The sequence below is a fragment of the Streptomyces sp. SGAir0957 genome (genome assembly GCF_043523415.1).
The window spans coordinates 8,664,807-8,676,505 of record NZ_CP027293.1 but is presented as its reverse complement, the minus strand read 5'-3'; the positions used below and the strand labels follow the sequence as shown (position 1 = coordinate 8,676,505).

Here is an 11,699-nt window from a genome sequence, read left to right as displayed (position 1 = left end):
TGTCCGTACCCCTTCGTCTGGCAGGCTCTGGCCACCAATCCTCACACCCCGCCCGCGGCTCTCCTGGAGCTGAGCAAGGCGCGCGACAGTGACTGGAACGACAACCGACTCCTTCACCTCCTGGCCGAACACCCGGAGGCAAACCGCATAGTTCTCCGATCTGTGCTCGATGGCGTTGCAGCGAAGCTTGACGAGGGCGAAAGGCCTTACGCCGCCGTCCTTGCTCTCGCGGGTCGGCCAGAGCTTGAGACCGGCGAGGTGAGAAAGCTCGGGACTCTTCGAGGGTCCTCTGCTCGTCTACGCCGCCTGCTTGCACTGCGGCTGAGCTCCCGCATCTGAATGATCGTGCCTCTCCAGGTGCGACGATCACGGCGTGGCTGGTGTGATCAAGGCGTCGGAGCCTTCCTGGATAGCCCCGTTCACCGGGCTGAGCCCGCGTGTCTTCAGGAAGCTGGTGACGGGTCTGCGTTGCGCGGGTGCGGACGCGGTCCGCAAGGGCCGGCCATGGAGCCTTCCGCTGGAGGACCGGCTCCTGCTGGTCGCGGCGTACTGGCGAACCGACCTCACGATGCGGCAGCTCGCGCCGCTGTTCGGGGTGTCAAAGTCGGCAGCCGACCGCATCATCGCCCACCTCGGACCGAGGCTCACCCTCCAGCCCCGCAAGCGGTTCGCCAAGGGCACCGTGCTCATCGTGGACGGCACCCTGGTGCCCACCCGCGACCACACGATCGCCGAGCGGTCGAAGAACTACCGGTACTCCACCAACCACCAGGTCGTCATCGACGCCGACACCCGCATGGTCGTCGTGGTCGGCCGGCCACTCGCCGGAAACCGCAACGACTGCAAGGCGTGGGAGGAATCCGGCGCCAAAGCCGCCGTCGGCGAGACCACCACGATCGCCGACGGCGGATATCCCGGCACCGGGCTCGTCATCCCTCACCGCAGAGAACGCGGCAAGACCGAACTTCCAGCCTGGAAGGGGGAACACAACAAGTCCCACAAGCAGGTCCGGGCACGCGTCGAGCACGTCTTCGCCCGCATGAAGACCTGGAAGATCCTCCGCGACTGCCGCCTCAAAGGAGACGGCGTCCACCACGCCATACTCGGCATCGCCCGCCTGCACAACCTCGCCCTCGCCGGATAGGCCAGCGCGCCGCACGGCGGCCCACCACGCCCGAGGCGTCAGAGATCATTCACGGGACAGCCCTTAAGAGGGACCAAGACGTCGTTTCTTATGGCTGAGGTGCGGGGTGGACGGCTTCAGGGAAGCCCAGCTCGTCCAGCAGCGCGTCGAACAGCTCCTCCACGAAGGTCTCCTGTGTGCGTAGCAGTTCCTCGATCCGAGACCGCTGCGCCGCGGCCTGGGCACCCCGCTGAAGCCCACACGAGAGCGCCTTCGGCGTCGGTCGGCACCTCCGCATCGAGTTCTGCACGCTTGTGTCCGATGGCTTCTTCGAACTCCGGGGTGGCCAACCACAGACTCACGTCGTCCACGTCCTCCGGTTCCTCGACGAGGAGAGCGGCGGCGTTGTCCAGGTTGAGCCACGCCTGCCAGCGGTGCCCGTCGGCGTCCAGGCCGGTCACGAGGGCGACGCTGCTGTCGGAGACATCGGCGACGCAGGCCGGCGCTCCGGTCCATTCGACCAAAAGTGGACAGGTACTCGTCCTCCCAGATGCCTTGTTCCAACTGCAGGGTCTGCCAACCGCCCGGTCGCGGCTGCCACTCGTGCACGTCGTCCCTCAGCTCTGGACCGGTGCTGTTGAACATGGGTGCCTTCAGCAGTGGGCGCTCGCTGCGCGCAAAGACCAGATGACCGGAAAAGCCCATCGAACCTCCTCGTCGAATCCCAGCGCACCCTACGAGCTGCTACTGACATCACCGGTGCTGGCCGACTGTTGCTCCCGACCGACCGGCTCACCTGATCAACCGGCGGTAGCCGATGAGGACTGCGGCTATGCCGACGAACGCGAGGAAGTGTTCGGCCTTGCGTTCGTAGCGGCGGTGGAGTTTTCGACAGCCGGCCAGCCAGGACACGGTTCGCTCGACCACCCACCGATGCCGGCCCAGCCTCTGCGAGGACTCGACGCCCCTGCGGGCGATGCGGTGGCGGATGCCGCGTTCGCGGAGCCATCGGCGCAGGGGGTCGTAGTCGTAGCCCTTATCGGCGTGCAGCTTCGCCGGCCTTCGCGCCGGGGACCACGGCGGGACCGGATGGGCGGGATGCCGCGCACGAGCGGCTCCAGACCCTGGCTGTCGTGCATGTTCGCGCCGGAGATACCCAGGGACAGCGGCAGTCCGTTCCGGTCGCAGATCAGGTGGATCTTCGATCCGAGTTTGCCGCGGTCGGTCGGATTCGGTCCCGTCAAAGGCCCCCTTTTGCCGCCCGCAGACTGACCGAGTCGATCGCGCACCGCGACCAGTCCAGCTCACCCCGCGCACCGAGCTCGTCAAGGATCACGCGGTAGAGCCTCGCCCAGACCCGGTCCCGGCTCCACTGGGCGAACCGGCGGTAGACCGTGGGCCAGGCCGGGCCGAACACCGGCGGCAACTGCCGCCAGGTGCAGCCCGACGTCGCCACAAAGATGATCGCCGCCAGGGCCTCACGGTCACCGGCCCGGCGTCGGCCACCGCCCTGCGGGCGTATCACCTCAGTCGGTGGCACCACCCTCCGGAACAATGCCCACAACTCGTCCGGCACCAGGCGCTCAGCGAGATCAGTCATGCACGGATCAACGAACGATCACGCCATAAGAAACGACGTCTAAGCCGACTTCCGGCTCACCCGGAGCTGCCGCGCGACCTCCATCGGCGTGTTGCCTTGCGCCAACAACCTGGCGGCCTGCACCCGCACGGTCTCCCGGCGTCCACGCCCCACGGCGGTCAACCCGCCCCCCTCCGCATACCTCACACACCACGGAATACAGCCAACACACCGGACACATCAGGCACTTCCCGCAACTGCACCCTAACGAGCCGAAGTCAGTAACGCCCTCTCAGGTCACCGCACATAACCGCCACTCTCCGCCGGGCACGGGTGGGGCACGGGAATCGCCGCGAAAACCGTGTGCCCCAGCGGCTGAGCTGTTGCGGCTGCTCGTACAACCAACCGGCCCTCTTGTTTGTCTTGTTCGGCGATGTCTGAATCACCTCGGCCGCCGAACAGGACTGACTGACTTGATGAACCCAGCCAGACGCACGACCGCCACCGCCTTGGCTCTGGCCACGGCAGGCGGAGTGCTCTACGCCACCGCGGTACCTGCTTCTGCGGCGGTGAACTGCACTTCCCCTGTCTTCACACGGCAGTTCTTCGCGAACACGACGTTCTCGGGCACGCCGAAGAAAGACGGACTGCGATTCCACGATCGACCAGAACTGGGGCAGCGGAGCACCCGTCTCCGGCGTGCCGTCCAACAACTTCGGGGTGCGCTGGTCGGTGACGCGCGACTTCGGCTCCGGTGGCCCCTTCACGTTCACGGCATCCGCCCTGGACGGAATGCGCGTCTATGTCGACGGTGTCCGCAAGATCGACGTATGGAAGAACGTCTCCGCCACCGTCAAGAAGACGGTCAACGTGACGATCCCCGCAGGCAAGCACACGATCCGCTTCGACTTCGTCAACTGGACGGGTTCCGCGAATGTCAGGTTCGCCTATGCGCCACGTACCTCCGCCGCCTACGACAAGGTCAAGCCCCTCATCCCGACGGGCACGGCCGTCTCGTACAACTCCGTCACCGGCGCCGCCAAGCTCACCTGGACCAGGAGCAAGGAGATGGACCTGGCGAATTACCGGGTCTACCGCCGGCTTAAGGGCGCGCCGTACGGCAAGCAGCTCGCAACGACCACCGCGACGTCGTACACCGACAGCGCGCTGCCCAAGACCGGGGCGACCTACTACTACGAGGTGCGTGCCGTCGACAAGGCGGGCAATGTCTCCGGCGGCAGCCCTGACAAGCTCGTCACCACCGTCGACAGGACGCCGCCCGCCGCGCCCTTCGTCGAACAGGACGCCTGTCCGGCCGACCAGCCCTACGCGGCACCGCAGCTGGTCACCACGCGCAGAACGCCGCCGACATCGTCCGGTACGAGATGCAGCGGCTCGACGCCGCCACGAAGCTCTGGAGCACCGTCTACTCCGGCACCAAGGGTGCGATCTGCGACACCGGTTACCGGGCCGACGGCAGCAAGGTCACCTACCGGGGGCGGGCCCGGGACGCCGCCGGGAACTGGTCGGCGTACTCGGCCGCCACGACGTTCACCACTCCCGACCTGACCCCGCCAGCCCCGGTCACAGGGCTCCGCGCCGAATACAGGTCGGCGTTCCGCACCTGGTGTGGTCACCCGTCACCGGGGCCGCCTCTTATCAGGTCCTCCAGTACGACCCGGCGACCGGCGGCTACACCGACGCTCTTCCCGGAGGCCACCACCACCCGCACCGACGTGGTGCCGACCCAGTCGGCCGCCGTCGCCGACACATACCGGTACGCGGTGCGCTCACTGGACGCCAAGGGCAACCCTGCCGCGCCGGTGGAGGTCACTCTGGAGATGGCAGACCGGCCGGAGGCGATCCCCGCGTTCAAGACCACTGCCGACAGGTTCGACGGGCGTGATGGTCGAGTGGAGCAGCGTCGACCCGTGGACCGTCGACGAGCAGCCCCTTCCCACGTACAAGATCATTCGAACCGACACCGCGACCGGCGAGACCGACATCGTTGACCGGTGCAAGCCGTTCACCTCGGTGGACCAGCCGCTGGATGCCCCGGACGCGTACTGGACCTGGGCGGACGACGACGCTCCTTTGTCCGCCCGCAAGCAGGTCAACGGCAGTTGCTGGGACGTCCAGGGCAAGTCGGAGACGACGTACGAGTACCGAGTCGTGACGACCGACCGGTACGGACATGTGTCGCAGGTCGGCCCGCCCGTCACCGAGACCACCCCGGACACGCAGCGTCCCGCCCCGGTTCAGGACCTGACCGCGGAGCGTGTCCCGCTCGGCGTCCGGCTGACCTGGACGCCACCCGCCGATGCGGACGTCACCGGCTACCACGTATGGCAGGGCGTCACCGACGCGGACAGTGGTGAGACGGTCTGGAAGGAGAACTGCTGGTCCGGCAGCTCCCTGGCCAGGACCGAGATCCTCTGCCCCACGGTTGCCGACGGTGCCACCCACGTCTACAAGGTGGCAGCCACGGACGGCCGGCTCATGCACGACGACCGGGCACTCGACGTCCTCCACCCCGCCGACGTCTCGGTCACCCTGCCTGACACCCGCCCGCCGGGCTGGACGGAGTCCGAGGTCGGTGAGGGCCAGTACCCGCAGCTGTACGTCGGCTGCTCCGAGAGCTCCGGACTCGGGGACTGTTCCCGGTTCGCGAGTTACCGCGTGGAGCGTTGGGACTCCGTCACATCCGCATACGTGGCTCTGGCGGAGGGCACGATGGGTGACGCCGCGTACTACACGGACACCACGGTGCACGAGGACCGGCTCGGCCTGTACTACTACCGCGTCGTACGGTTCGACGCCTTGGGCGTCGAGGCCGAGACCCGATCGACGGCGTACGGCATCTGGACTCCTGGCTCTGACCGGACGTGGGACATGGGGAGCGGGCCGAAGGCTTCTTCTGCCCCTCCCCGTGTCCCCGTGCTGGGCGACGAGTGGGTGCCCGCCCCCATCGCCTCAGGCTGATCAGCAACGCATCTGCGGGTCATTTTCGTGTCAGTCCCGGCATGGCGGTACCGCTGGTGCGTCCGCGGATCGGGGCGACCGTCACAGGGCAACGAGGTGGACCGTCCCAGGTGCGACGGTCCACCTTGAAGTTCCCGGGGTTACCTTCCTCGGCGACTTCGTACCGCGAACGCGACGAGAGCAATTACGGCGATGCCGACCAGGAGCCACAGGGGTACACCACTGAGCCCTTTGTAGGCCAGCACGGTTGAATCGGCGGTCGGGTACATGGGGACTCCCTCACTGTTGGGTGGGTGTGTCAAGTGGTGGCGTCTTCATAGGCGGCGTCCGTTGCCTCACCGACCGCCATGCCTCCGACGGCGCACGGCACGGCTCCCGCTCCACCAGTCAGGTAAGTGCAGCCTGCGGTGAACGCCTTCTGCCGCGAAGCTCACTGCCGTGCCGGGTGGCGTCCGCGCAGCACTGTAGCCACGAAGGAAGCCCTCGCGGCTACAGGTGATGCGGACGGCACTCTCAAGTACGGTGATGCCGGGCGGCCGGCACGCTACCGGCGTTGTGTCGGCCGGTCAGTTGGCGGTTCTGGCCGTCTTGACGCGTTGGCGCGCACGCCAGACCACGGCTACCCAGATCAGCGCGACGAGCAGGATGCCCGCTCCTTCACGTGCTCCCCAGAAGAGGACTGCGAGTATGCCGCCCACGGCCAGCAACGCAGCTACCGCACCGGCTACCGCGAGCGAGATCTTTTCTCCTAGCAACTTCCCCTCCAGGGATAGGCGTAGCCGTAGAAGTACAGGAAGTGGGTCCAGCCGAACGTCGTCTGGATGGCGATGGAGGCTCCCGCGATGATGGCGCACACGGCGATGACCGCGGGGTGCGGGAAGATCATCGCTACGATGGCCCGCGATTCCCGCCGGAACGAAGCCGTAGTCCGCGACCCTTCCCGTCCACAGTCTGTTGAGCTTGTAGGTGGTGCTGTCGGTGCGGCGCAGGTTGTGCTTGTTCGTCCACTTCTTGAGGACCACCTTGCCCCAGGAGCGGTAGACCGTACGCTTGCTGTAGCGGTAGACCTTGCGTCCGTCGAGGTCGACATTGGTGACCGGGTTCCCTGCGGCGTACTCGACTCGGTCGTCCAGCCGCGGAATCGGTTGGCCGGGTCGAGCGTCCACGTCTGGCGGCTGTTGCCCGCCGTCTGCCGGCGCACGAGGTCGTTGGCGTAGTAGGTGACGGCGGTGCCTCCCGGCAGTGCCGTGGTGCGGCCGAACGTGTCGTAGACGTAGCCGCTGTCGACGATGCGGTCCGCCGAGTCGTAGGCCGACGTCCTGGTCGTGCCGCCCGTGGTCGGGCAGTCGGAGCCCGGTGTGCCCACGGTCGTGGTGAGCGAGGTGCGGTTGGTCCTGTTGTCGAAGCCGTAGCCACGCCGGGTGCAGGTGCCCTCCGCTGTGTCGGCCACGTGGGTGAGCCGCCGCCCGATCCCGTCGTAGGTGTAGTCCTGCGTCTCGCCCTGGCCCGCTCCGCCCGAGTGATTGAGCCACTGGCCGTGGATCGTCTCGGTCGCGGAGTCGGAGATCAGGAGCGTTCCGTCGGAGTCGCGGGTGTAGGACCGCTGTGCCGGTCCGGCCTGACCGAGGTCCTGCCGCATGGTGTAGCCGTGGGGCCGGCCGGATTCGAACCGGCGTCCTCCCACATGCGGTGAAGGCGCGACAACCGCTGCGCTACGAGCCCATCCCGATCGCGATCGTATGAGAACCCTGGATCCAGCGCTCTGTATTTACCCAGGATGCCTGCGCACTCAGGCGCGACGACGTCACGGTTCGTGCAAGGCGGCGAGCTTCTACGCGGGCCGATCCAGCTCATGTCCATGGCCTCACTGTATGGCGCTCCCCCCGCACGGCAGGGCGGAACCGGGTGTTCTCCGCTGCTCGTTCAGGCAGCGGGGCGGCGTGGTCATGGTCTGGCCGACGAGCCTCAACAGCCGCGGCTGCCAGTGGGCCCCGGGAAAGTGATGTCACGTCCATCATGACAGGCCGGGGGGCGTTTTCGTAGGAGTAACGGCACAGGTGGTGAGCCTTGTTCGGCCCTCTCCGGGACGCCCAGAATCTCCGTCATGAGTCACTTGGGGAAAGGTCGCTCAGGACGACATCGTGCCGGGCGCGGAATGTACTGCTCGCGTCGGGCCGCCGCACGCCGCGCGAGGAGGTCGACGCCTACCGGGTGCTCGCTCAGGTCAGCCCCGCCTCGTACTTGCCGCTCCTGGCCCGGGCACTGCAACATCTGAGTTACGACACTGGCTCCGGAAAGAAGCATCCTGCCTGTCTCGCACTGCGTGAGGAGGCGGTGACCGTGGCCGCGGTCGATCGATCCGGCCGAACCCGCCCGCGCGGACGTTCTGTACGGGCTCTCGACATGTGTCAAAGGGAGCTGTACAGCCTGGGCCGGCGCGCCGAAGGGCTCGCCATGCGCGCCGAGATGCTCGCCATCGGCCGAGCGCAGGCCGAACTGTCCAAAGGACCGATGGTCAGAGGGCTGCGCGAGTGGGCTGCCGGACTTTCCGAGGAAGGCCGGTACGCCGAGGCTGCCGATGCCATGACCGAGCTGGTCGCGGCGGTCCTGCCCGACGGGTCCCGCAGTGGGGCTCTCGCCTGGTCACTGCTGGAGTGGATCGGCGCTCTGCATGACGCCGGCCGGTCCGGCGAAGCCCTCGCCGCATTCGAGACACTCGTCAGCATGGAAGCGGCCGAAGCCGCGAACGACCGCGGCCCGACGGCCTGCCACCTCTACTCACTCATCGGGTACGCGCAGATGCTCGACACCCATGGCCAGGGCGAGCAGGCGGTCCTCGTACGGCAAGAGGCACTCGCGCTGCTGACGGAGCTGGCGGATACCGGTGAGCGGAAGTCTTGGAGTGGTTATGCGGCGTCGTTCTGGGCGGTGCTGCTGACCTTCTCCGGCGCCGAAAGCGATCGGGCTTCCTCCGATAGACCGCGGCCGCCTTCAGGGGCGGAGCCCTTGCAGTGGTCGCCCGATGCCCAGCGGCGGCTACTTCGACAGCCTTTCATGCCCTCCGTGAAGAGGTGGACACGCTTGCTGCGCGAGTCACCGAGGATCCGGCTCAGCATCTGACCGAACTGGTCCGGCTGCATCGGCTCCTCACCGTCCGCTCCGCCGTTTACTGGGAACACCGCACCCATCTGTTCGCGGAACGCGTGCGCTCCCTGTTCGACGACACAGTGAGCCTGGCTCGTCGGCTGTCTCAGCACGACCCGGCCGAGGGCCGCGGACACTGGCCAGGATCCTGATCGACCGATCGACCTTCCACACCGCCGTCTGTGAGTTCGGGTCCGCCCTCGACGACTTCCGCCAGGCCTTGCGCTGCCTGGGGGAGGCCGACTAGGCCCAATGCCGTTGCCTTACGTCCTCGTGGGTGGGGGTCGTTGGATGCGGACGGCCCGGACGGCGGCGCGGGTGGGCTGGGGACAGGTGCGGTGTTCGGCCCGTTTGAGCCGGTAGTTGGATATCTTGCGTTTGACGACGCGGGGCTGGCTGCGCAGGCGTCTGGTCGGCAGGAGCCGCTCCAGCAGGTCGTGTTCGAGCAGGACCAGTGCCTGGGCCAGGAGGTCAGGGGGAAAAACGGCCCGGCGTGACGGTCACGCTGCGCCGGGCCGAGCGCAGGGTCTCGGTGAAGGAGAGCCGGTCTGGATCCGAGCCGCCGGAGGTGGCGGTTCGAAACATCAGCTCGCGCAGGGCCCGGTGGACCAGCAGGTGGGCCCAGATCTGCTGCAGCACCCCGTCCGGGGTCTTGCTGCTGAGCACGGTGTGGGCGCCGCGCTGGCGGGTCTTGAGTTCGCCGAGGACCGACTCGACCTCCAGCGCTCCTGGTAGAGCGCGGCCAGTTGCCGGGCCGGGAAGCGGCGGGCATCGAGCAGGCTGGTCACCAGCCGGTAGTCGTCCGCCGCCGGGCCGGCTGGTCGAGTTGGTAGGCCAGGACTCTCACGGTGACCGGGTCTTGCTTTGCGGGGTCGGTGCTGGCGTGGATGCGGGAGATCCAGGAGCCGTCCCGCAGCACCCGGTCGGCGGGCAGGACGCGATTGGCGGGCACCCGCCACAACAGGTCGGCGCCGCTGGCGGTGAAGGCCCGCCACAACGGCACGCGAGGAACTCGCGGTCGGCCAGGACAAGCTGGCCGGGTCCGCAGGAGCGGGGCAGGCGGCGGACCAGGGTGACCTCCCCGGTGCGGCAGCCGGCCAGCTCCGCGTCCACTACCAGGTGCGTGCCGGTCTCCACCAGGCAGGCCATCCACACCTGCGGGAAGGAGCTCTTGTCCGCACCGCGGGCGTGGCCCGGGCGGCCGAAGGCGGCCTCGTTGGCCACCGTGTCGGCGACGTCCCAGCAGGTGCCGTCCACCGCCAGCAGCCGCAGGCCCCGCCAGACACTCCGGGCGTGTCCTTGGTGCCCAGCGGTTTCGCCGTCGCGGTGAACAGCACCCGCAGCGGCTCGCTCCCCAGCCGCTGACGGGCCCTCAACAGCGAGGACTTCGCCGGAATCCGCCAGTCACCCAGCAGCCCCGGGCCCCGCAGGCCCTCGACCAGGTGCCGCATGACGTCCAGATAGGGAGCGGGCGAGAACAGCGCCAGGCCCAGGACGAAGTACACCACCAGCCGGGCCGGCAGCAGGCGTCTGCGTTGCTCCACCCGCCCGCAGGCCGCCAACACCCGATCCACCAGACCCGGCGGATACACCAAGGTCAACAGCCCCAGACCCGATAAGTCAGACACACTCGCAGACACCGGCACCACCCCGGGAGCAGTACACAGAAGCCTACGCCGAGCAGCTAAAACAACGGCATTGGGCCTAGGCGCTGTTTCTCGGATCTCCTGACATGACAGGGATGTTGTGGTCAGGCTGGAGTCATGGGTCGTGGGGATTTAACGAATGCGGAGTGGGATCGGCTGGAGTCGTTTCTGCCGCGGGGCGGGACGCGTGGAGGACGGTGGAGTGACCACCGGCGGGTGATCAACGGGGTGCTGTACCGGGTGCGGACGGGCGTGCAGTGGCGCGACCTGCCCGAGCGCTTTGGGCCCTGGGAGACCGTCTACAAGCGCCATCGCCGCTGGTCAGCGGACGGCACCTGGAAGATGCTGCTGTCGAAGATCCAGGCAGCCGAGGATGCGGCAGGTCGGGTCGACTGGGACGTGTCGGTGGACTCCACCGCGGTGCGGGCTCACCAGCACGCCGCTGGCGCCCGCAAAGTGCCGCCGCCCGCGCCCCCTCAAAAGGGGCCCGCACGGGGACGAAACAGGCCGATCCGGTTTTGCGGAGACTGGCCGTCCGGCTGGAGGAGGTGGTTGCCTCGGCGAGTGCCTGGGACGCTCCCGCGGCGGACTGACCACCAAAATCCATCTCGCCGCCGACGGACCCTGTCGGCCCCTCGCGCTCCTGCTGACTCCGGGCCACTACGGTGACGGCCCCCAACTCGAGCCCGTGCTGCGGCAGATAGCGGTGCCCCGCATCGGCGTCGGACGACCCTGCTCCCGGCCCGACCACGTCCTGGCCGACAAGGCCTACACGTCCCGCAACAACCGCCGCTACCTGCGACGACGCGGGATCGCCCATACCATCCCCGAGCGACGTGACCAGCGCAGACACCGGCTCAACCGCGGCTCCCGCGGCGGCCGACCCACCGGCTTCGACAGCGATCACTACAAGAAACGCAACACCCGTCGAGCGTGCCATCAACCGCCTGAAAGGCTTCCGCGCCGTCGCCACCCGCTACGAGAAGCGGGCTTACATCTACCTCGGCACCGTCACCCTCGCAGCACTCATCATCTGGCTCCGCACATGATCCGAGAAACAGCGCCTAGTTACTGCAGGAGCACCGGCTGCCGCCGGACGGCTGCGGCCGGCCTGTGCGGGCGTGAGGCGGTGGCGGGAGCGCGCCACGGCGGCCGCAGACCGGCCGGAAGCAGTCCGGTATGCCGGCGCCGAGTGGAGCCGGGACGGGGTCCGGCGGCAGCGTTG

At 68.0% G+C, this 11,699-nt stretch carries 10 protein-coding genes and 4 pseudogenes; 6 read left to right on the top strand and 8 right to left on the bottom strand.

All coding sequences use genetic code 11. From position 1 onward, the window contains the following. Together C1N81_RS44845 and C1N81_RS44840 are read left to right on the top strand one after the other, a co-directional pair. The coding region (locus C1N81_RS44845) for a hypothetical protein (protein ID WP_394437757.1) at positions 1 to 339 on the top strand (339 nt) is incomplete at its 5' end. 34 nt (positions 340 to 373) lie between these two features. Further along, positions 374 to 1,144: a transposase gene (locus tag C1N81_RS44840; RefSeq protein ID WP_394437755.1), complete on the top strand. Its 771-nt coding sequence runs from the start codon at positions 374 to 376 to the stop codon at positions 1,142 to 1,144. A 771-nt stretch (positions 1,145 to 1,915) separates the two neighbouring features. Here the strand turns inward: C1N81_RS44840 and C1N81_RS44835 are convergent. Together C1N81_RS44835 and C1N81_RS44830 are read right to left on the bottom strand one after the other, a co-directional pair. Then, positions 1,916 to 2,723: pseudogene (locus C1N81_RS44835) on the bottom strand (IS5 family transposase). Positions 2,724 to 2,762: 39 nt separating this feature from the next. After that, positions 2,763 to 2,852, bottom strand: coding sequence for a helix-turn-helix domain-containing protein (locus C1N81_RS44830; RefSeq protein ID WP_394426245.1), 90 nt, complete (start codon positions 2,850 to 2,852; stop codon positions 2,763 to 2,765). Positions 2,853 to 3,401: 549 nt separating this feature from the next. Between C1N81_RS44830 and C1N81_RS44825 the strand changes: the two genes are divergently transcribed. Continuing rightward, positions 3,402 to 4,271: a PA14 domain-containing protein gene (locus C1N81_RS44825; RefSeq protein WP_394437753.1), complete on the top strand. Its 870-nt coding sequence runs from the start codon at positions 3,402 to 3,404 to the stop codon at positions 4,269 to 4,271. A gap of 64 nt (positions 4,272 to 4,335) precedes the next feature. On the opposite strand, the gene C1N81_RS44820 is transcribed toward C1N81_RS44825, so the two are convergent. Continuing rightward, a complete protein-coding gene (locus C1N81_RS44820; RefSeq protein WP_394437752.1) occupies positions 4,336 to 4,506 on the bottom strand; it encodes a hypothetical protein in 171 nt (56 codons plus the stop codon). A gap of 98 nt (positions 4,507 to 4,604) precedes the next feature. Between C1N81_RS44820 and C1N81_RS44815 the strand changes: the two genes are divergently transcribed. Further along, positions 4,605 to 5,684: a fibronectin type III domain-containing protein gene (locus C1N81_RS44815; protein WP_394437750.1), complete on the top strand. Its 1,080-nt coding sequence runs from the start codon at positions 4,605 to 4,607 to the stop codon at positions 5,682 to 5,684. A gap of 748 nt (positions 5,685 to 6,432) precedes the next feature. Here the strand turns inward: C1N81_RS44815 and C1N81_RS44810 are convergent. Then, entirely contained in the window at positions 6,433 to 7,323 is an 891-nt protein-coding gene (locus C1N81_RS44810; protein ID WP_394437748.1) for a hypothetical protein, read from the bottom strand. An 815-nt stretch (positions 7,324 to 8,138) separates the two neighbouring features. Between C1N81_RS44810 and C1N81_RS44805 the strand changes: the two genes are divergently transcribed. Continuing rightward, entirely contained in the window at positions 8,139 to 8,804 is a 666-nt protein-coding gene (locus C1N81_RS44805; RefSeq protein WP_394437746.1) for a hypothetical protein, read from the top strand. A 495-nt stretch (positions 8,805 to 9,299) separates the two neighbouring features. Here the strand turns inward: C1N81_RS44805 and C1N81_RS44800 are convergent, their stop codons facing one another. From C1N81_RS44800 to C1N81_RS44785, 4 genes and pseudogenes are all read right to left on the bottom strand, one after another. After that, positions 9,300 to 9,494 (bottom strand): hypothetical protein, encoded by a 195-nt coding sequence (locus C1N81_RS44800; protein ID WP_394437744.1) that lies wholly within the window; start codon positions 9,492 to 9,494, stop codon positions 9,300 to 9,302. 118 nt (positions 9,495 to 9,612) lie between these two features. Then, on the bottom strand, positions 9,613 to 9,831 hold the full coding sequence (locus tag C1N81_RS44795) for a hypothetical protein (protein WP_394438612.1): 219 nt from the start codon (positions 9,829 to 9,831) through the stop codon (positions 9,613 to 9,615). Positions 9,832 to 9,896: 65 nt separating this feature from the next. Beyond that, positions 9,897 to 10,052 (bottom strand): annotated as a pseudogene (locus C1N81_RS44790) (IS4 family transposase); the annotation flags it as partial. Positions 10,053 to 10,213: 161 nt separating this feature from the next. After that, positions 10,214 to 10,393, bottom strand: a pseudogene (locus tag C1N81_RS44785) (transposase domain-containing protein); the annotation flags it as partial. A gap of 198 nt (positions 10,394 to 10,591) precedes the next feature. Between C1N81_RS44785 and C1N81_RS44780 the strand changes: the two are divergent. Next, positions 10,592 to 11,523: pseudogene (locus C1N81_RS44780) on the top strand (IS5 family transposase). Positions 11,524 to 11,699 lie beyond the last annotated feature (176 nt).